This window comes from Peribacillus sp. P4_D6 (genome assembly GCF_056401795.1).
The window spans coordinates 1-21,675 of record NZ_JBFUIQ010000002.1 but is presented as its reverse complement, the minus strand read 5'-3'; the positions used below and the strand labels follow the sequence as shown (position 1 = coordinate 21,675).

Annotated in this window: 21 protein-coding genes and 1 pseudogene; 4 read left to right on the top strand and 18 right to left on the bottom strand. The window is 36.7% G+C overall.

Going from position 1 to position 21,675, the window contains the following annotated elements:
• Positions 1-1,068 precede the first annotated feature (1,068 nt).
• Entirely contained in the window at positions 1,069-3,444 is a 2,376-nt protein-coding gene (locus AC1DVB_RS01855) for a M14 family zinc carboxypeptidase (RefSeq protein WP_477587919.1), read from the bottom strand.
• Positions 3,445-4,005: 561 nt separating this feature from the next.
• Here AC1DVB_RS01855 and AC1DVB_RS01850 point away from each other — a divergent pair.
• Positions 4,006-4,092, top strand: coding sequence for a Fic family protein (locus tag AC1DVB_RS01850; RefSeq protein WP_141242743.1), 87 nt, complete (start codon positions 4,006-4,008; stop codon positions 4,090-4,092).
• Between the two features lie 194 nt (positions 4,093-4,286).
• Complete coding sequence (locus AC1DVB_RS01845; protein ID WP_057276234.1) at positions 4,287-4,487, top strand: hypothetical protein; 201 nt, start codon at positions 4,287-4,289, stop codon at positions 4,485-4,487.
• A gap of 392 nt (positions 4,488-4,879) precedes the next feature.
• Here the strand turns inward: AC1DVB_RS01845 and AC1DVB_RS01840 are convergent, their stop codons facing one another.
• From AC1DVB_RS01840 to AC1DVB_RS01800, 9 genes are all read right to left on the bottom strand, one after another.
• The gene (locus AC1DVB_RS01840) at positions 4,880-5,704 is read right to left on the bottom strand and encodes an RHS repeat domain-containing protein (RefSeq protein WP_477588050.1); all 825 of its coding nucleotides are present in this window, start codon (positions 5,702-5,704) and stop codon (positions 4,880-4,882) included.
• A 21-nt stretch (positions 5,705-5,725) separates the two neighbouring features.
• Positions 5,726-5,926: a hypothetical protein gene (locus tag AC1DVB_RS01835; protein ID WP_477587917.1), complete on the bottom strand. Its 201-nt coding sequence runs from the start codon at positions 5,924-5,926 to the stop codon at positions 5,726-5,728.
• A 135-nt stretch (positions 5,927-6,061) separates the two neighbouring features.
• Positions 6,062-6,301, bottom strand: a complete 240-nt coding sequence (locus tag AC1DVB_RS01830; protein WP_477588048.1) for an HPr family phosphocarrier protein — start codon at positions 6,299-6,301, stop codon at positions 6,062-6,064.
• Between the two features lie 210 nt (positions 6,302-6,511).
• Positions 6,512-7,123 carry a P-loop nucleotide/nucleoside kinase family protein gene (locus AC1DVB_RS01825; RefSeq protein WP_477587915.1) on the bottom strand — a complete coding sequence of 204 codons (612 nt, stop codon included), beginning with the start codon at positions 7,121-7,123 and terminating at the stop codon, positions 6,512-6,514.
• Positions 7,124-7,238: 115 nt separating this feature from the next.
• Positions 7,239-8,105, bottom strand: coding sequence for a class II fructose-bisphosphate aldolase (locus tag AC1DVB_RS01820; RefSeq protein ID WP_057276237.1), 867 nt, complete (start codon positions 8,103-8,105; stop codon positions 7,239-7,241).
• Positions 8,106-8,147: 42 nt separating this feature from the next.
• Positions 8,148-8,546 carry a hypothetical protein gene (locus AC1DVB_RS01815; RefSeq protein WP_057276238.1) on the bottom strand — a complete coding sequence of 133 codons (399 nt, stop codon included), beginning with the start codon at positions 8,544-8,546 and terminating at the stop codon, positions 8,148-8,150.
• Between the two features lie 30 nt (positions 8,547-8,576).
• Complete coding sequence (locus AC1DVB_RS01810) at positions 8,577-9,866, bottom strand: PTS sugar transporter subunit IIC (protein ID WP_057276239.1); 1,290 nt, start codon at positions 9,864-9,866, stop codon at positions 8,577-8,579.
• Positions 9,867-9,903: 37 nt separating this feature from the next.
• Positions 9,904-10,212, bottom strand: a complete 309-nt coding sequence (locus AC1DVB_RS01805; RefSeq protein ID WP_057276240.1) for a PTS sugar transporter subunit IIB — start codon at positions 10,210-10,212, stop codon at positions 9,904-9,906.
• Between the two features lie 61 nt (positions 10,213-10,273).
• Positions 10,274-12,382, bottom strand: coding sequence for a BglG family transcription antiterminator (locus AC1DVB_RS01800; RefSeq protein WP_477587913.1), 2,109 nt, complete (start codon positions 12,380-12,382; stop codon positions 10,274-10,276).
• A gap of 281 nt (positions 12,383-12,663) precedes the next feature.
• Here AC1DVB_RS01800 and AC1DVB_RS01795 point away from each other — a divergent pair.
• Together AC1DVB_RS01795 and AC1DVB_RS01790 are read left to right on the top strand one after the other, a co-directional pair.
• Positions 12,664-13,047, top strand: a pseudogene (locus AC1DVB_RS01795) (AAA family ATPase); the annotation flags it as partial.
• Between the two features lie 225 nt (positions 13,048-13,272).
• On the top strand, positions 13,273-13,563 hold the full coding sequence (locus tag AC1DVB_RS01790; protein ID WP_057276242.1) for a recombinase family protein: 291 nt from the start codon (positions 13,273-13,275) through the stop codon (positions 13,561-13,563).
• Positions 13,564-13,723: 160 nt separating this feature from the next.
• Here AC1DVB_RS01790 and AC1DVB_RS01785 read toward each other — a convergent pair whose 3' ends face one another.
• The 8 genes from AC1DVB_RS01785 to ccsB form a co-directional block, all read right to left on the bottom strand.
• Positions 13,724-13,921 carry an IDEAL domain-containing protein gene (locus AC1DVB_RS01785; RefSeq protein ID WP_048687036.1) on the bottom strand — a complete coding sequence of 66 codons (198 nt, stop codon included), beginning with the start codon at positions 13,919-13,921 and terminating at the stop codon, positions 13,724-13,726.
• Between the two features lie 409 nt (positions 13,922-14,330).
• A complete protein-coding gene (locus AC1DVB_RS01780; RefSeq protein ID WP_057276244.1) occupies positions 14,331-14,576 on the bottom strand; it encodes a ParB N-terminal domain-containing protein in 246 nt (81 codons plus the stop codon).
• A 254-nt stretch (positions 14,577-14,830) separates the two neighbouring features.
• A protein-coding gene (locus tag AC1DVB_RS01775) for an IS3 family transposase (RefSeq protein ID WP_477587910.1) occupies positions 14,831-15,990 on the bottom strand; the annotation gives its coding sequence in 2 pieces (ribosomal slippage) (positions 14,831-15,732 and positions 15,732-15,990; 1,161 coding nt in all).
• Between the two features lie 115 nt (positions 15,991-16,105).
• Positions 16,106-17,335, bottom strand: coding sequence for a hypothetical protein (locus AC1DVB_RS01770; protein ID WP_477587908.1), 1,230 nt, complete (start codon positions 17,333-17,335; stop codon positions 16,106-16,108).
• Entirely contained in the window at positions 17,301-17,861 is a 561-nt protein-coding gene (sigX, locus tag AC1DVB_RS01765) for an RNA polymerase sigma factor SigX (protein WP_053537311.1), read from the bottom strand. Before sigX ends, AC1DVB_RS01770 begins: the two co-directional genes overlap by 35 nt.
• Before the next feature lie 216 nt (positions 17,862-18,077).
• Positions 18,078-19,871 (bottom strand): ATP-binding protein, encoded by a 1,794-nt coding sequence (locus AC1DVB_RS01760; protein ID WP_477588045.1) that lies wholly within the window; start codon positions 19,869-19,871, stop codon positions 18,078-18,080.
• Positions 19,868-20,584: a response regulator gene (locus AC1DVB_RS01755; RefSeq protein WP_034308096.1), complete on the bottom strand. Its 717-nt coding sequence runs from the start codon at positions 20,582-20,584 to the stop codon at positions 19,868-19,870. Before AC1DVB_RS01755 ends, AC1DVB_RS01760 begins: the two co-directional genes overlap by 4 nt.
• A 294-nt stretch (positions 20,585-20,878) precedes the next feature.
• On the bottom strand, positions 20,879-21,675 hold a 797-nt coding region (ccsB, locus tag AC1DVB_RS01750), incomplete at its 5' end, for a c-type cytochrome biogenesis protein CcsB (RefSeq protein WP_477587906.1).

Below are 21,675 nucleotides of genomic sequence, written 5' to 3'. Positions count from 1 at the left end.
CTCCTATTCATATCATTTCATATGTTTCTAGAAAATTATAAGGTAATAACAATAATTTAACAATGAAGTTATTTTTTCCAATAAGGAAAAATTGCTATATTACTTACTTTTCAAACAAACTTTTTAACAGCATATACCACTGTTTACGGTAATCAAGACGTATTTCTTCCTATTTATATATTGATTTCAAAAAGAGGGATTAAAAAACTCCCGCTACTGTGCCTCCAGATAAAAAAATTATTAATATTTTAGGGGAAACATAACTTAGCTCAAGCAAAATGAATATAAATTCACCACCGGGCTACATCAATTTCAAGTAAAGTTGTCAGTCTATAAGTATCAGACCTCATAGCCTATAAAGTTCGCTTAGACAAAGCGAAAAAAGACATAATCTACCCTGGAATGGGTCGAGTATGTCGGAAACAGCTATCCAGCTTAATACTCCTTCTTCTACAACTAGACAAAAAACTACAGGTTTTTTATCATTATTTAATCACCGGTATTAACTACTGATACTATACCGCTTGAGAGATTTAAAATGAGTGTTTATTTAATGAGGTCCCCGTATCAAATCTAAGACTAATTAAATAAATAATGAATCAGGAAGTTAAGCAGTATTACCTGATCGATTATTATTATTTTATATCCTTTATTGAATTCCTTTTACCTTGTTAAATAAAGAATATAGATATTTTACGCATAGATAAATTGTTTACCATCTCCTACTCCTTTGAAATTATCTAGGTGTACTCACCCGTACAAACCTCCTAGGGCCGATACGTCGTTTAAAACATAAAAGGAGAACGACAGCCCCCATTGCAAGTTAATTATTTTGTTCGCTAATCCAATCATTTAACTTCATCTATAATGATTCCTGGTTAGTTAATCCATATCCAGCTTGTGAATTATAAGAGTAGTCACCATTTTTAATCGGCTAAAAAACTGCTTATTGTCCTTCAGGGTTTTTGCAACAGATGATTTAAAAGTAATGAGTTCAGAGCAAGCGTTCAGCATTTTTTAAATTACCAAAGCCGAATTCATTGCTGAATCCGGCTTTGGCTAATTCTACTATTTTTCGAAAATTGCATTAGATAGAAGACGGAACAAGTAATCCGGGTGGTCGCGGAAACCTGCTTCTAACCCAATAAGAGTTACATCTTTATTCTGTTCTTTTACGATTACGGCTTGGCCCTTGGCGGTTATGTTATTTTGCCAGTGACCAGCTACGAAGAAATTATCTGAATCTGCAAGGGTCGCGACAATTTCATCATTACCAGTATCCGTGAACCATGTTGGACGATAGACAAATCCGATATCATTTTCTCCATAACCTGCTGTTAAACCAGTTCCCTCATAATCGACTTTTACGATACCATTACTGTTGGAACCTCCTACATTAATGATGTCGTCTGTAAGACCGAGTGTTTTAGTTGCTCTAGATGCACCAGCACCTACAGCTATATATTTGCCTCCTTCATTTAAGAAGCTTGTCACATTGTCTTTAAATGCATTAAGTTGCCCGGCGTTCTGTAATCCAAATTCTTTATTAGCTTCGGAAAGGTTAGTAGAAATGAGACTTTCCGTTCCACTATAGACAAAAATATCAAAACCGTTAAGGGGATTTTTAGCCACTTCGACTGGCGTAACTTCTGTCACATCAAAACCTAGTCTTTTCAAAGCAAGCTTTGTTCCTGCGTGTGATTTCTGTTTACCCATACCTCCATCCTTTAATATAGCCACTTTTACAGACGTAATATCCACTGCATCTGCTGGTACATCAGCAGTTCCAACCTGTAACCCAGATTCTTTCACCGCTGCTGATACCTGATTAGCTACTGTTTTTGCAAAGAAGTTACCTTGTGCATCACGTACAATAGGTATTCCTTGCTTAAGCAATCTATTTACTAAATTTACCGATTGGACAGAGCTGTTCGGAATCATAAACGGTCCTTTTCCTGAAACCTTGCCTTGACCTGTAATCTGGTTTACTTTCGTTGCATTGACTTTAATAGGATTTTGTGTGGCTACTGCCTCGAATCCCCAAAGCTCCGGTAAGCTCCATGCGGAAATGTCGTACATTGCTGGGGTATCGTTCGTGATGTCTTCCCCATCCCAGAGCATCGTGTTTGCTAATCCGGCTTTCGCCTGATCCATCTCAACGAGATAAGTTCCTTTTGGATATAACACTCCATCCGCTTCAAATGCATTCACAGCTTGAACAACTTCAATATCATTATTGATCAAATGATTTACAGCCTTATTCGTAACAGTCGGATCCTTAGGGTCTAGTGGAAGAATGTAGGCTTTTGGAAATAACCCTTCCTTATGAAAAGGATGGTCAAAGTTAATTCCTCTTTTAAAAACTTCAATTTGATCAGTAATCATGGATTGCTTGTTGGCTGTTGCAAATTTCAGTGCTCCCATAATCGAATTATACATCCATCGTACTCCATCCCAATCATTTGTTGGAGCTTCTAATGTATGACCGTAAGCACCATGATACATCGCATACATTGGTGTGAAAATTGGTGGGTAATCATCCCAGCCAGCGGAGTCATCGCGCAGCGGAATATAGGAACCTTTCATGTTTTGATACAAGGATCCTGAATAGTTCTCATGATCCTTCATTATTTCCGCTTCCATTGCTTCTGCCTGTTTATAGGCCCATTTTCCGTATAAGTCATACTCGTAATTAGGATTATGCGGTGGCGTACAAGGCTCAATTAACCCCTGCAGATTTGGCTGATAATTCTTCACATAACCATGAGTATCAAGGAACACCATCGGGTTCCATTCTTTAATGAGCTCAACCATCTCTTTTGTTTCTGGCTGCGATTGGGTGATAAAGTCACGATTTATGTCAATTCCTTCGCCATTAAAGCGGGTGGCATCAATACGTCCATCAGGGTTTTGTACGACATTGAAAATAAGAATATTATTCTCTAAAACGTCTTTGGTTGTTGCATCATTTTGGGTAGCAAAACGTTCAATTAATTGAAGGATTGCATCGCTTCCTACAAATTCAGTCCCATGAATAGAGCCATTAATCATGATTGGAACTTTAAAGTCAGAATTATTGGCAACCCATTCTTGAGCTTTGCCTGGATTCTTAAACATTTGCTTTCTAAGTGCCTTCACTTTTCCGAACTTCCCTTGTGTAGTTGGGTCGGCAATCGTGACAACATAGAGTGGGTTTCCATCAGCTGATGTTCCACGGACTTCAACTTTCACACGGTTTGAAAGTTTTTCAATTTCTTTTAATTTGGAACCAATTTGTGAAAATTTCACAAAGTCATAGTTTTCGCTATTAAACTTGCTTCCGTCCTGTTCCTCATATGTATTCACATTTGTCCACTGAGGTTTTTCAGCATGTCCAGAACTCCACGGAATTACTGTTAATAAACTCACAGCCATCAGGCCGGATAATGCTTTTTTCTTATTCATCCTAAAACCTCCAGTATGATTTTTTGTATACATCCCACCTAGTCGTTCAATGTTTATTTTATTGGGATTCGCTCTCTATTGCAGCACTAGTTTCGAAAGGTCAAATTTATGTAGTGTTACTTGCTGGGGGACCTTATCAAATTTTATAAAGAATATTTTTAACGATGTGGTTTGTTTAACGTTATAAAATTAAACCGCTTTCAACAGGGGTTGTTCAGCCATTTAGCGAGTCATTTCGTGTTGTATTCAATTAAAATATGTATTAGTTAAAAAACGCAATATCTAAACCCGCATTGGCTACTGTTGCTGATTAAATTCCTTTCTAGACTAATAAATTTCTCCTTTTCTGCTCCCTACTAATATTTTAAATTTCCATACATGTTTAAGAGTATCGCCTCCTTATTAAGAAATAGTAACTACAAACTTAGATAACTGTTTTATAATATTATACACTTATTTTTGTGTGAATTAAGAATTTTCAGTTATTAATAATTGAATTTTTTTCCTTTTTTCATACTTCAGAAACATAAAATTATTTACAAATAATTTTCATGCGCTAAATTGATAAAACGTGGTCATTGTTTTAAAGATGGTAATAAACGAACTTCTTATTTAGCAGTATTCACCTTCTTAGATTTGAACGGCTAAGATTTAATCGTTCCGGATGAAGAAGTCTTTAGTTTTATCATGCTCATAGCAAACGATAAAACTAGGCCGCCATTTAAAGAAGCGGTATATTAGGTTGAAGCTCATATGCATAAACAAGAAGAATAGTCACTTCCGGTAACAATCGGAGGTGGCTATTTTTGTGTTCTCATTTAAATAGAAGAGGAGTTTTCCAAATGAATTACAAAATGATACTTATGTTATCCGCTGATACTCCGGAGCAGTCACGCTCAACCGATGTAGACAAAGTTATGCTAGCAACTTATGAACAATATTGTTTCCAAGGTTCTAAAGATTATATATTGTCACATAGATTACAGGAACGTAGTCGTGAAATAGATTCTTTCCCTTTCCCTCTACTGATAATAAAAACGTAAAACCCCATTGCTTTCACAAAAGAATTATACGTTTTCCAATTATAAACTTTAACAAATTAACTTTTTCTATTAGTTAAGACCTAGACCTAAACATTTATCTATAATTTTTAGTAATAAATATAAAACAACTGATTATAACTAAAGTTCAATCAACTTGATTTCTCATACTATAAAAAACACAATAAATGATAGTCAGTATGAAAAGAATATAAGAAGAAATCATCTTTAACAATTTTGGTATGAAGTCTAGAATATCTGTAAGGGAAAAAACTATTAAACACACCACTGGTAATAAGCATATTAACCATATATATTCTTTATTTCTAATTGTTTTAACCATAGTTATTATTATAAATACTGCACCAATCACTATATTAGACAATTAAACCACCTTATCGCTTTCTTTTTTTATAACTTTTAGCTCCTTTATAGTAAGCACGACCATAAGTATAAATATCGCCACCCCAGGCGGCAGGTCCTAGGATTCCTCTTCTTGCTACTTTGAAAGCTAATCTACTTGGCTTACTCTTCTTCAATACCCTACCTCTGGCTTTCTTTACAGACTTTTTATTCTTCCTGTAAGCGTTAGTCGCCTCATATGCGCCACCAGAAGCTCTTCCAACAAACCCACTATAACCATCACTCGTATATGATTTTTTTAATGCTTTCATTCCTTTTTTATGGGCGTACATGTGTCTTTTATTTCCAGTTAAAACTAATGTCATCCCATATGCCCTTTCCCCATCAGGATCAACCAACATAACTGGATTATTATCTGCGTAAGAATAACAATTTTGAGTAATTGGATTCTCTTTTTCTCCCAGTTGGGGATCTAATGTTAAAAACCTTCCAATTTCAGAATTATAATAACGCTGTTGTAAATAATAACGCTTCGTTTCAGAATCATTTCGATATCCTGCATAACGGAATGGTACCTGTGAGGTAAAATTACCGGATTCCTTTAGCTGGGAGCCCCATGCATCGTATTCAAAACATGCCACTACTGTTCCTGCACCATCTGTTACTGAAGTAATATCTCCATGTGCATTTGCATGGAATGTATAGGTTTTTCCGGACTTCGTCATCGTTAGTGGACGGTTCCCGTTGTCGTAAACATATGATGCATGAACTGCTCCACTTTGATCTGTTTCGAGTACAACATTGGCATTCTCATCATACGTATAATTAACAGTTGTAGATCCTGTTGTTTTGCTAATGCGTAGTCCTTCTGAATTATACTAATATTTGGCAACCTTAGTCGTTCCTTCTTTGACCTCTACTAACCGGTCTTCCGCATCATACACTAATATTCGCTTTCCATCATTGGTTAAATTCCCATTTTTATCATGTGTAATGGTCGTCCCGTTAATAGAGGAAAGCTGATTCGCTGCATCATACGTATAAGAATTTGTATCCGGGTGCCACTTTGTATCGCTCAATTAAATAAGAGCAAACCCATTTACGATTTGCTCCAGAGAAATATTTTTATTAAAGGAATGCCTTTGATTTAGCTAAATTTATTATTCGCATTTTCCATTCAGGGGAGAATTAGATTATCGAATTTGAAACTGATTTTATACACCTAGGCCTTCTGTTTTCATCATTTCATCAATATTAGACAGCGCTTCTTCTGCATCATCGCCTTGAACAATTATTTTTATTGTTTCTCCCTGCGGGATTCCTAGCGAGATTACACCCAAAATTGATTTTAAGTCTACCTGTTTTCCTTTATACTCAAGGATCACATCTGAAGAAAATGGCTTAACCATATTAACTAATAAGGTCGCAGGTCTTGCATGAATTCCAGTTTTTATTCCTCCATCTTTAAAAAACTCTTTTATTTTATAAGTGAAGAAATTCGATAATTCTCTTACTTTGTCAGGACATTCTCTTCAGTAAAATCGTATCCTTCAAGCCCTTAAATTCTGCACCAAGGGTTATATGCTCAAAGAGAAGAATAATATTAATGAGATTAAAAAGCCCCTAAGTTTTGAATTTTAAAATTCTTTGCTAGTTCCAGAAATCTACATTTTAATGTACCCCAGTCTTATATCTTCCAACAACATAGAATAATTCACTTTTGTAAAATCTGATACATCCACTTCATATAAAGTTCCTAATTCAAACGTGTCATATCCTCTCGTTGTACATCTTTTTATAAATTCCTCATAGTTCAATAAGTTATCTGCAATACTTCTATCAGCTAACTGATCCCCTTTTTTGTAGGAAGTTACGATATGACTCAAATGCCTTTTCGGATCCAAATCTCGCTTTTTTTGTCGTTCAAACAATACATCTAAATCTGCAATTAACCGAATAGTAACAACCTCATAACTATATCTTTCTACTAATTGCTGAATATGAGGCTTTTGTTTTTGACTAAAAGGATAATCAGACATAATATTGCTACCTACTTGCATTTGCTGTTCCATTATTTCAAAGTACTTCGCCCATGCTATCTTTTCTATCTTCTGCTTTTCTTCTAGATTACGATAACCATACATATCACAATAATATTCTTTCAAGTCATCCTGAGAAAGATTATAAAATGACCCTAATTTACTATTGAGGATATTACTTAAGTAGGTTTTTCCTGTTCCAGGTAAACCTGCTAATAAGATTAAGACTTTATCCATCTTACCACCTCATATCTAACGAATAAAGAAAGAGTACAAGGAATTCCTAGTACTCTCTTTATTAGCCACATCTTCTCCAACCCTTATGAAAAAGACTAATGAACTTTTTATGTCATTATTTTACTTGGAGGGTTCGGTCTTCTTTATTCATGAAGATTCCAATTTTATGTTTGACAATTTCTTTTACTGCCTGATTACATGGAATAATATTATGTCGTAATGATTTCGTTACTTTTGTTTCTCCGAATGTTTCTTTCGCTGTTTTCGTCCATGTTACTAACAACTCAGTACCTACATTAAATTTACGAATCCCGTTATTAATTAATTCATGTACATCCATTTCATTAACACCTGTACCCCCATGAATAACTAAAGGTACATCTACTACAGCGTTGATTTCTTTTAATAGTGGTAGATTTACTTCTGTTTTAGATTTATATTGACCATGATTAGTACCAATGGCAATGGCCAAAGCATCTACCCCTGTTGCTTTAACAAACTCTTCTGCATCTTTTGGGTCAGTATAAACCTTATCATTCTCATCTACATGAATCCCTTCTTCAGTACCGCCAATAGTCCCTAGTTCGCCCTCTACTGAAACACCATATTTGTGTGCATATTCTACTACTGCTCTTGTTTTCATAATGTTCTCTTTGAATGGTAAATGAGAACCATCAAACATCACTGATGTATATCCTTTATGGATTGCCTCTTTAATATCATCAAAATCCCTTGCATGGTCTAAATGCAATACCACATCTACCATTTCATTTGTGGCCATCGTTTTACATACAGCAACAATATTTTCATGACCAATGTATTTCGCAGTATCTATACTTGTTTGAATAATAATTGGTGCTCCTTGCTCTTTTGCTGCACGGATCATATCAGGTAACATCTCTAAATTATGTGCATTAAATGAACCAACTGTATAATTCAATTCTTCAGCCCTACGTGTTACTTCTTTTAATGTTGTATACATGATCAATTACTCTCCCTTTATACTAATCTTTTATTTTCTTCCTTATCGAACACCACGAGTAACCTCTTTAGAAACTTGCATCATTTGATCCATTTTCTTTAGATATATCTGTAATAATTCTTCATTATTCACTTTTGCTGCTTCTGCACGCTTCTTGTTATAAAGTTTTAATAAAGTTTTGTAACCATTACCTAATGACTTTTTGGCCTGAATACTTTTTTCTAAAGAATCAATAGCATGATCTTCTTCACCAAGTTCATTAAATGCTAAGCCAATCTCCTCATAAATTTTTGCTTGTTTTTCTCCAGCTACTTGATTTACTTCTTCTTTTTTAAAGGAAATGGTACGTAATAACTCTTCTTTTCGTTCAACTGTTAACAATACCTCTTCGGTTGTTTCTTTTTTCGGTTCTTTAGGTTTTTTCTTTCCAAATCCAAACATTACTTGTRCCTCCTTTTCTCTACCTACATCCTAGAAAGCTTTTAAAAGTGGACCAATGAGCCATGCATATAGCAAAGCAGCTGTTACTGTATCAACATCTGTTGCTGTTGCATTGACAAACCCCATAGAATTGAATGTTGTTACTAATAGTGCTGGTAATAATGTAATGAAGAAACCATGTACAACACCACCAATAATTGCTCCACGAATACCACCTGTTAAGTTACCAAATATACCGGCGGTACCCCCCGCGAAGAAAGCTGTAAGCATACCTGGTAAGATCATCGCCAACCCGAAGACAGGTAATACAAACATTGCAATAATCGAACCTATAGTAGTTGTGATAAACCCTACAATGACTGCATTAGGGCTAAATGGAAATAGGACTGGACAATCTAATGCAGGAATTGCATTTGGGACCAACCGCATGGCAATCCCTCTAAATGCCGGAACAATTTCACCTAGTAATAAGCGAACTCCTGCTAATAATACATACACTCCAACTACGAATTGGATAGATTGTAAGAACGCAAACATTAAATAATTGGTATCTCCTGATAATGTAGAAGCGAACTTTTCACCTGCAAACGCTGCTGTAATAATATAAAGAGGAGTCATTACCACCATCAAAGATAGATAGGTATCTTGTAAGAATTCAAATTGAGCTGGTAATTTCAAATCTTCAACAGATTTTTTCTTTTCGCCTTTTCCCCCAACTAGTTTCGCTACACCTGCTTCAAACACATACCCAACCGTACAAAAGTGTCCTAAAGCAATATCATCCATACCAGTAATCTTACGAACAAATGGTTGTGCAATCGCGGGCATAGCTACCGCAAATACGGCCCCAATGAAACCGCCTACTAAAATCAATGCAACACCACGTAAACCTGCAAAGTAACCAAATACTGTTGTCATAGTAGCCATCCAAAGAATTGCCTGACCAGTTAAAAAGATGTATTTCCATTTAGTGAACCGTGCAATGATAATATTAAAAACAAAGATAGCTAAGAAAGTTAGTGCGATATCACGACCCAATCCTAACTCATTCATTGCTTGGCCATTAATAGCTTCAATCGAAGGAATAATCCCTTGCATATGGAAACCTTCTGTAAAAATATGACCGAAATAGACTAAACTACCAACAATAATGCTAGAACCTGCGGACAATACCATAAACCCTAACATCGTCTTTAAAGAACCAGAAATAACTTGCCCTGTTGATTTCTTTTGCAAAATTAACCCCAACATAGCAATCAACGCGATTGTGACAGATGCCTGTGTCAAAATATTTTCGATAATAAAGTTAACTACACTCATTTTTTCCCACCCCATCTCTAGCTATCTCTATTTATTTTTAAGCTAAAACGCCTTTTTCCCTTAATACCGGGGTAATTTTTTCTTCAATCTCTGCCTTAGATACAATATTTCTCAAATAAACAATTGTCGTTTGTTTAGGATCAACTGAAAATTTCTCGAATTGGGATTTGAAGTTCTGTGCCGTAATAATAATATCGGGTTTTACTGAAACAGCAGACGAGATATCACTATGATCTAGCTTGGCGTTGACACCTAACTTGCTTAATACATCCTCTGCCGACATTTGACAAGCAAAACTGCTTCCTAAACCTGCTCCACATACAAATAAGATATTTACTTTTTTCATTTTGCCCTCTCCTCATTTTTCAATTTTGGGGTTATATACTTATCAATTGCTTTTAAAACTGTTACTTCCTCACTTCACTACCATATAAAACTTGATTAAACATGTTTACATCTTGTGCTGTAATTAACAGGTCTAATTTCTCTTCATCATTAATTAACTCAATCAGATTTTTCATCACATTCAGATGCGAATAAGAATCCACTGCGGCTAGACAAAAAACAATTTTCACCGGATCATTATCCGGATTTCCAAAATTAATTGGTTCCTTTAACGTCATGACACTAATGCCTAATTTGTTTACTCCATCTTCCGGCCTTGCGTGTGCTAATGCTAAATGCTTCCCTACTACTATATAAGGCCCATACTCTTCAACAGATTTAATCATGGCGTTTATATATCGTTCTTCAATGACCTCTTCTGTTAACAATACCTGGGCAGATTTCGTAATTGCCTCTTTCCAATCTTTACATTCTTGCTTTAGTAGGATGTTGGAATCCCTCAAAATATCCTGCAACATCGGCTGTATCTCCCTTGTATTAATTTTTAAATGATGTTCTTTAAAAGTATCTTCTACTTTGTGATAGCTTTCCTTTGTTACCTTACCGCCGCTTTCTACAATTAACATCAAAATATCCTGCATTAGCTGTGTAGCATCTAACTTATTGGAAACGATCCTTCTCTTATTCTTATTTTTGAGTAAAAAAACTTTAATTTCCTTCTTGTCACTTTCTCTTAATATTGGATTAAGCAATAATACAGGTTTTCTTGGATAATCAATTGAAATGGTCGTAAAAACTAAATCAACATCCAGCTTGTCAATAAAGGCTAATTCATACGAACTCAATATTGCAACAATCTCGATATTGAAATGCTCTTTCAAATTCGCAGCCAACAGCTTTCCAGTTGAAACCCCATGATTACAAAGCACAACTGCCTGATAAACATATTGTTCTTTCTGCTTAATCTGGCTGGCAGACGTTGAAAAATAAACGGTCAAAAACCCGATCTCATCTTCTGATAATTTTTTTTTGATGTAGTCCTCTATTTGCTTACTAAAGAAAGTGACTGCCTGATAAATCTCGGCATAGGACTCCTTAATAGTGTCTTTCAAAGGATTAAATACCTGTAAATCGTTCTTCACCCTGCTTAATAACCCTGTGATATGCCTATACAAACCTTCATACAAATCTTCTTCTCTCTGAGAAAAGGGGATTCTGGTTACTTTTTCTACATGCTCAATTAATTGAATAGTTAATAATTGTGCGGTAACCCAATCGAATGAATTATTCATATCTTTTGGATTAAACGATTCGATTGTAAAAGTAGTATATTTAATTTCATTTAATGATGGGTATAAACCAAACTCCATACAGATGGAATCGACAAAATTTCTGACAGGATCTTCTTTTATTTCGGCTCTAACTTTGGCTAATTCCCTAAGGGTATTTCCTTCTTGCAACCGCCTTACCCATATACCTAAAAAAAGAATGCTTTGATTCCGGTATACATGATTAATCTCCACTCTGGACTTTTCAAAGACTTCGTCATAATGTTCTCCAATGACCCTTAATGCATTTGTATCCAAATAATCAAGAACAAATTGATCTGTAAAAGTATTTACTGTATCTATATCTCGGTACTCCATTAGTTTAGCAATATCTGTCATACTGTTAATCACATCGTATAACATAGTGCGTATTGAGCGTTCATCGCCTTTTAATACAATACCTTGCTTCGTTAAACTCACTACAGAAATCCCATATTCCTTTAAAAACTGACGAAGTCTTCTCATATCCTCATCCAATGTACTTTTCGATACCTGCAGTTTTTCTTCCATTTTAAAGAGCATTGTCGTTCTTGTGGTATCGGCAATATCTAAAAGTAAGGCAAGAAAACGTTCATTGGGCCGATAATAATCTGTTTCTCTGTCATTACCAATTTTGGACAGGAGCTTTTCGCGATCCACATCAGTTAGGTCTAACTTCAACCCTTTTCCTCTTGTTGTCGTAATTGATGGATAATTATTTTCTGCCAGATATTTATTAATCAGGACCAATTCGTTTCGAAAAGTACGCTCGCTAATATTGAACTCTTTACTTAAATCCTCACAAGTCAAAAAGGTATTTACTGTCAAAAACCTGGTAAGTACTCGTTGAGTCCGTTCTTTCATGATAGTAACTCCTTTCATAGTTTCATTATAATTCGCAATATTCAAATAGTTTAGTACATCTTATTGCAACTTCAATTTGCAAAAATGTAAGCGTTAACACTTTTTATTCAAACTATAAATCAAATATCCATCGAAAAAAGATGTATCTCTTATAGGGGTACAGACACATACCCATCAAGCTAACACCAATGAGTACTTAAAGTAGAGCCATTTTTACAAAACAATCGTTCATACCACTAAAGAAAGATCTGCCAAATAAGCCTTCGATAGGTCATTTTGCTTTTGAAGGGATTCACTTAATTATAGTGGATGAAATCGATCGACTGATACTGCAACACTTAGAGCAACTTCGTGACATCAATGATCAACATGACTTAGCTATGATATTCATCGGGATGCCAGGGATTGAAAAAAATATCCCCAGCATTACTCCCGCATTGGTTTTGCTTTTGAATTTCAGAAACTCATTAAAGACGAGATGCACCATATTTTAGAATATAAATGGGGTGAATTAGGTATCTCCATTAAACGAGAGGGCTTTTCCGATTACGAGGCGCTCACAACCATCATGAAAGTCATAAACGATAACTTTACCGTCTATTTCTCAAATTGAACATATCCTCGAAATCAATCACCTTACATCCATTACCACCGAAGTAGTATAGGCTGCACGAAATAGCTTAGTGATTGGACATAATTAATGAAGAACCCCAGCTAAACTTCTCATATGAAGGTAGCTGGGGTTAAAAGTTGGATGTGCAAATTATCACTTAAAACACGCGCACAAAAGTTACATATTCCTCTTTTTGTTCTTGTTTATGTCTAAAAGATAGTCTGTAATTAAATGTATAGAAGATATATAACTTTAGGTAAAAAAAGGGTATGAGCAAATGAAAGTTGGATATGCAAGGGTATCGACAGTTGGACAGTCGCTTGAAAGCCAAATTGAACAATTAATAGAATATGGTTGCGAAATAATATATATGGAAAAAGAAAGTGGAAAGAAAACAGATCGCCAGGATTTAGACAATACAAGAAAAGCATTAAGAAAAGGTGATAAATTAGTCGTTACTAAAATTGACCGCTTGGCCCGTTCTGTTAGGGACCTTCATAATATTGCTATTGAATTGGAAGCTGAAGGAGAAGGCAATAAAAAACGTCCTTTTCAAATCGAACAGTGATGTGTTCAATAAAGGACGAGTTTTGGAACAAATAATAACTTATTTATAATATCAAGCTTAATCGATAAAAATCATAAACGCCAATCCATAGATATGGGTTGGCGTTTTGGCGTACTTCTTAAAGTTACAAATATGATTAGTTCATTTTATAAACAACATATTAAGAAATGTTTTTCAATTCCTCTGTTAATCGTAGGAATTCTTCTTTGTTTTGATCCTGTAATGACTGGTCAATCTCTTTTCGGATTTGCTCTTTTCGGAAATTAAGAAGAGCTTTGTTTAACACCATTTCAGCAAATTCAGAATCCTTAACGTTTATTTCAGGTTGTGGTGGTGTATTAGCCAAATTCTTTTCCATAGGAAACCAACTCCTTGACCTTTTTTCTATTATACCACCAGTTTTCAGAATATTCAAATATTTATCTAAGTAGTTCCAATAATATATCTATTAGACAGATAATTGTTTTATATGTTTTCAATAACAAAACTAATTATATATTACATAAGTACTTCCTTAAATAATCTTATTTCTCTAATTTGAATCGAATAGGTAATTATAAATCTAAAGTTAGTTAATTTATTTGTAGAGCATTTCTCAGCATTTAATTTTAAAAAGTAGTGTTTTTGACTTTAAAAACTATGTTTTACTTTCAGGTAGGTTTACGTTTAGCTGTTCAGTGATTGCTGGATGGTTCTGGTTTAAACTAAACGAACTTACAGGAACCACCCATCTTCTTCCATTTTTCTATTTTTGATTATGTAAAAGCTTATTTTTCATAAATAACGGGGACTAATTCCATCCCCACCTTTTGGGCTGCAATATAGCGTCTGTAACCGTCCCTAAGGATCTTTGTATCCCTATTTATCATAATGGGTTCATCTAAGCAGCCTGTCCGTTTAGCATGATTTAAAACTTGTAGTGTTTTTTCAACACTCGGATTGGAATTTAAAAACTCTTCCGTTACAACAATCTGATTTAGTAAAATAAACTCTTCTGTTTCATCTGGTTTCATTTTTATTTTCCCCCTATCTGAAGTCTAATTATATTCTTTATTCACCTATTATAAGACCGATTTAATCAGCTATTGTCACTTTTCTCATCCTAAGGCCACCATTTGGCAACCTTCTTATGGCGCTAACGCACCCTTTAGTGTAAGTACATTTGTTCACATGTTAGTTCAAATAGAGGATAAATTAAAAAAGAGCAGATAATTTTTAGGTATCTGCACATAACCCTGTCAAGTAGACAATAAAAAAAGAGTATTTTTTAAGCTGCGGCCTTTTCTCGATATTCAATTGGGGAAAGGCCGTTGAATTTCTCTTGAAAGCGAGCCGTATTGTAAAACTCTATATACTCTTGAATAGCTAGATAAGCTTGCTCTGCTGTTTTTGGACATGTTAAATATAACTTTTCTGTTTTTAAATGTGAGAAGAAGCTTTCTATACACGYGTTGTCGTGACAATTGCCACGACGAGAGTGGCTTCCTCGAATGCCGAGTTCCTTCACCTGATTTTCATATGATTTCGTCGTATATTGGAATCYTTGATCTGAGTGCAGGAGAGCCCCCTTGCTAAACGGCTTGTCCCTTAGCTGGTTTAGCRTATTATGAACCAATTCAAGATCATTTCGTGTAGAAACTTCCCATGCAACAATTTCATTATTATACAAATCTAAAACGGCGGAAAGGTAGGCAAACGTGTCTCCAATCCGTACATAGGTTATRTCTGTTACTAACTTATGAAACCTCATCTCTGCGTAGAATTCACGATTTAAGACATTATGAAATACAMCTGACCCTCTTCGACCGTAGAAAGGGCGTTTCTTCCGAATGACTGATTGGACCCCCAACTCTCTCATTAATCGACGAACACGCTTGTGGTTTACAACGATTCCTTCTCTGGACAAAGCTCCAGTCATCCGTTTATATCCGTAGTAGGGGTGTAGCTTATGGATGGCTAAAATATGTTCCTTTATCCATAAATTTTTCTCAAGTCGCAAAGAACGAGCAGAATGTGTCTTCCGCCATTTGTAGTATCCAGCCTTTGAAACTTCAGCGATTGTTAATAGCCACGAAAGTGGGTACGTTTTCCTCAAACCATCGATTATTTGAAACCTTTCGGCTTTCAGGACCATTCCTTCCCATGTAGATTTGGATTGCGCTTTTTTAAATAATCCACCTGCGCTTTTAGATAGGTATTTTCCTCTTCGACACTAGAAAAATTCTTACGGTTCCATACACCACGTTGATCTTCAAAAGACTCGTTATTCTGCACTTTCTTCACCCAACTGGCTATCTGTGCATCACTTTTAATACCAAAACGCTCACGAATCTGGCGATATGACCAACCTTCCTCCACTTTCAGACGAACCACTTCTCTCTTTAWTTCTTCTGTATACGCTTGAAACGTTTGCCCCTTCTTTGCCATACAAAAAATCCCCTCCAGATTGACAGTTAAGAACATTTTATCATGTTCTCTTTTTTCTCTGTCTACCTGAAGGGGATAATACCGCAGCGCGAGCACTTTTTTTCTGTTAATGCATTCAATTCACTTGGTTCGGTGCTTCGGGCACCATTATGTCTTCAGTTAAATTCAGCTTTCCCACCTCTTCAATAGGAGCATTTTCAAACTTCACTTTTTCAAAACCAAAATCCTTAGCTATGAAGAGTATGGCTTCTAAAGCTTGAAGGGTTTCCTCACTATTTTCAATAACGGCTTGATCTGATAGGTGAATGGTCACAAGATCTCCATTAGTGCTTATCCTTTCCCATTTCAGGTCATGGGGGATTGCAGGTGAAATTCCCTCGATGTCCGCCTCCCCTTTTCCGGCTTGAAGCGCCTCTTCAAAGTCCCGATAACCCATATTGCTTGGAACAAGGAAACTTGGAGAGGACTCATCCCTTTGATAAAGAAGGTATGTGCGTTTTTTTTGATGAGGTATATCCACCTCCTTTAAATATCCCGCATGCGCAAACCTGGCACCTTGCTTACCTTCTGTGGAAAATGTCATTTTCTCTATATTGTTATAGGAAAGCGTTTCTTCCATCGAATGGAGAAAAAGTTTATCTTCAGCCAACAGTTGGCTTTTTTCTGGAAAATCGATATTAGCAGTGTTTATATCGTTTCCTTGGCTAATCTTAATGTCAAGCGGAAAATAGTCAGATAGCCCATATTGCGCTTCATCAATATCGGACATTTGATTAACTAACTGATTCAGTGTATCACTTTCATCATGATGTTTAAGTTTAATTGAAATGGGAACGATGAAATTCATTTGATCATCCGGGACACCCATCGTAATGATCGAGGCATTTTTAAGGTCATCCTGGTAGATCGCTTGTTCAAATGTTTTTTCCTTTTCCCCTTTTCGCGGTTCCATTTCTGAAAACTTGTCTTTAGATTCGATTTTCGCTTGGTTACTCGAAAACTCTTGAGCTTCCTGTTTATCTTCTGAGGGCTTTTCTTGGTTACTTGAATCCTTCCGTTCAAGATCTGCCATTTCCTTACTTTCAGATAGAGATAATTTCCCACTGCTGCCGCTGTCTTCTCGACTTGTCGTTCCTTTTTTTTCAATAATGAACGATGATGCCAAAACAACCATTAAGAATAAGGAGGCAACACCCGCGAACAGAGGTATCCAGTGTTTCTTCTTCTTTTTCTTTTTATCATGTATTCTCGCATACACCTCTGCCTTGGTCCGGTCATCTTTTAATGTCGGAAGCTCGCGCAGCATGTCTTCAATTTCGTTTTCTCTCCAACGGGATCTCCTCAATGCGGTGGCCCTCCTTTCCTGATAAATCTTCCATCAACTTTTTAATGGCCTTCAAAGCTCGGTGCTGGGTCGTTTTTACCTTACTTTCACTCCAATTCAATACTTCAGAAGTTTCCGTAATGGACAATCCCTGAATATATCGTAAAATGATCACGGATCTTTGATTCGTGGTACACCGGTTTAAGCATTGGTAAATATCTTGGATTTCATCGTTCTTGATAGCCACTTCCTCGGGAATGGGCTCTTCATCTTTCAGCAATTGCCTATCCCAATCAAAATTAGGAAAGATTTTGTCTTTCCAACCTTTTTGTTTCCGAAAGTGATCAATCGTCACATTTCTGGCAATCGAATACATCCACGTTTTTTCACTGCTTTTTCCTTCGAAGCGTTCATAGGCCTTCATCACCCGGATATAGACCTCCTGAACAAGGTCTTCGGCGGTTTCTCGATTTTTAGTCATATAAAAAATGAATTGATATATTTCCTGATGATATTTTTCATAAAGATCGTGGAAAACGGAATCCATCATTTCCCCACATCCGTTCATAAATATAGTCGTCAATCCTAAACAAAAGTTACATACTTCGGCTTTAATCTTATTATAAAATTCCGTTAATTTCCACATATCAGGTACTTCTTATTTTGTGTCCTAAAAAAACAAAGACAAGTTGGAAAGAAATCCAATTGCCTTTGTCTTCGCAGTTCTTTATGAAACAAGATTATCTGGCGATCCACCTGTCATTCATTCAGTGTTTTCAATAATTCGAGGCAAAATGATACTGAATGTCGTCCCTTTATTAGGTAAACTGTTTACCGAAATGTAGCCATCATGGGCATTGATTATATTTTTTACGATTGCCAAACCCAATCCGGTACCCGAACGGCCGCGGGTCCTTGCTTTATCCGCCTTATAAAACCTCTCGAATACAAAAGGCAGATCCTCTTCGGGAATTCCAGATCCAGAGTCCCTCACATCAATGATCAGTCCCCTTCGATCACTTGTCCTCTGAATGACATCAATGTTACCGCCTGGGGGAGTATGACGAATCGCATTATCAATTAAATTGGTCAAAACCTGTTCAATACGGTCCGGATCGAAATGCCATTGAATCTGATTGTCTTGCWGGCTGGCTGATATTGTAATCCCTTTTTCTTTAGCCAGCCCAGAAAACTTACTTGTAATCCTCTTTAAATATGGAGAAACGGGTACACATTCATAGCTAAGATTCATTTTACCCGATTCCAATTTAGCTAGATCGAGTAGATCATTGACTAAACGTCCCATTCTTAAAGATTCATCATAGATGATGCGGGCCATTTCCACCTTTTCCTCTTCACTGCCCGCAATGTCATCTACAATCGCTTCACTATATCCTTGCAACATTGAAATCGGGGTCCTTAACTCATGGGAGACATTCGCTATGAAATCAGTCCTGAGTTTGTCCATACGTCTTTCATCACTCATATCCCTTATGATGGCCACCGCTCCCCGAATATTGTCACCATTTGTATATAGCGGACTGACAATCAATCCCCAATTACGGCCCTGCAAGGTAATTTCACCGACTTGTTCCTTATCGAAGGACTCAGATTCATCAAAAAGATTCATCAAAACCAAAGGGACATTCACATTATCTTCCCGGTTATAGCCCTTTTCAAAATACCAGGATTGCAGAAACCTTTCCGCTGGCGGATTCGTTTCAAGAATTGTGCCGTCTTTATTGAAGGTGATGACCCCATCTGCCATACTGCTAAGAATGCTGGAGAGATGTTCCTTTTCCTGACTAAGTGCATTCATGTTGAATTTCAGTTGCTTTCTCATCTGATTAAACGCTATGGCCAGCTCACCAATTTCATCTTGAGTCAGTATTGGAACCTTTGTATCAAATTTCCCCCGGGCAATCGCTAGGGCGGCTTCCCTCATCTTCACCAATGGAGCATTGATTCTTGTAGATAAAAAGAAAGCAAAAATCGTTGTCAAAATAATGGCGATGCCTGCTGCCAATAAAATGAACTGTGTAGTGGATTTTGTGGTTTCTTCCATAGACTCTAACGATTGAAATAGGAACACTTCATCCTGTTCCCCATTCAATTCAAGCGGAATGCCTACCACGATTGCGGATAAGCCCTCGTTTCCCGCATCATCCGATAGCGCCATTTCCTTTTTTACAGTCTTTCTTTCCGTAAAAACCTTGAGCAATTCGGGGTCATTTTTAATGAGTTCCGGCGTGATTTCAAACTCATTATCTCCACCGATGGATGAGAATACCATTTTGTCATCATTAAGAATGATCATTTTCGTTTCATTGCCTATTAATTCCGAAGCTATTTGTAATACCTCATTGCTGGATCCCTGATGTTCATTGGTCACCTTAATGATTTGTTCAGCCGTTTTGGTTAAATCATTTTCAATATTTTCAATTTGGAAATTCTCAAAGAATTCGACCAGCAGAACGGTTAAAACAATTAATACAAACGACACGAGCAATAGGATCGTTGCCCATAGCTTCCCTACAACACTGCCCCATAGCATCAGTCATTAATGACTTCGAACTTGTAACCTACACCCCAAACGGTCACAATCATCTTGGCTGCGTTTTCGGATATGCGGTTTAATTTTTCACGCAAGCGTTTAACATGCGTGTCTACAGTTCGAAGATCTCCAAAGAATTCATAGTGCCATACTTCTTTTAACAATTGCTCCCGGTCAAAAACCTTATCTGGGGATTTCGCCAAGAAATATAACAATTCATATTCTTTCGGTGTTAATGAAACCTCTTTGTTATCAGCAAGTACACGGTGGGCATCATTATCTATTGTTAGATGCGAGAAGACGATCACATCTTTTGCCGTCGTTTCCGTCTGCATGTAACCTGTGCTTGAAGAGCGACGCAATAAAGCTTTAACCCTTAACACGACTTCACGGGGACTGAACGGCTTTACGATATAATCATCAGTCCCCACTTCGAATCCTTGAACACGGTTCACTTCTTCCCCTTTAGCCGTCAGCATGATAATTGGAGTCGTTTTCTTTTCCCTTAATTCACGGCAAACTTCGATTCCATCTTTCCCAGGCATCATAATATCCAATAAAATTAAATCATAATCATTTTCAAGGGCTTTTGTTAAAGCCATATCTCCATTTTCAGCTTCATCGATTATGTATTCTTCCCTTTCCAAATACATCTTTAGCAGCCGGCGGATTCTTTCCTCATCATCCACCACGAGAATTTTAATAGCGTTATACATTATGTAATCAGCCTCCTATCATATATTCTACAAAATGAATACTTCCATGACTAATACTTTTTCCTTACATCGTACGATAAAGAGCCGATTTCACAAGGCTTCCATGAACCTTTCACCATTTTGTCACAAAAAAGACTCCGACCGCCCATCAAGAATGGATAATTGCTATTTCACCGAAATATTCCCATTGAATGGGATTGACAGAAAAAGGGATCATTTTCTAGAAAAATCGATAAGCCAACTCTCGACGTTTCTATCAAAAGACCCCCTTCATCTAAACATTACAATACAGAATCAAGCATATGAATGCAAACCAGCAATAACAAGATTGACGAAAATCAGGTTAAACATGATGATGGCAAAACCGATGACGGCAAGCCAAGCCGATTTTTCCCCTTGCCACCCCTTTGACATCCGCAGATGCAAGAAAGCCGCATAAAACAACCAAGTAACCAATGCCCAGACTTCTTTCGGATCCCAGCCCCAGAATCGTGTCCAGGCCACTTGGGCCCAGATCATTGCAAAAATGAGGGCACCGAGTGTAAAGATCGGAAAACCGATAAGGACCGAACGATAACTAATTTCGTCCAATAAATTCAAATTCACATTTTTAACGATCGGTTTAATCAAAGCTGCCACTCTTTTGCGAGCAATCAACCTTATTAAACCATACAGGACGAGTCCCATGCCGAATGACCAAAGAACAGTATTCAGTTTCTTGGCATTGATCAGTGCAGGCATGTCCACCAGCGGTTCAAATCGATCCGTCTCGATGAGTTTCCCTTCATTGGGACCTACCAATGCCGGCAGGTTGAATTCCTGTTTGACTTCGGCACCTTTTTTATCGACCCAATCAAAATTCGCCTTATAATCCATGGCAGCAAAAGAAGAAGTGATGATGACGAAACCGATGGTGCAGACTAATGTGAACATGATGACTTCAAGCCAGAACGTTCTTTTGCTTGATTGTGTCTGATCAACGAACTTGATTAAATAAATGATGGCAGTAACGAAACTTATGGCAAGGATTGACTGTCCTGCCGCTGCAGTCGTTACATGAATATGGAGCCAATCACTCTGCAAAGCAGGGA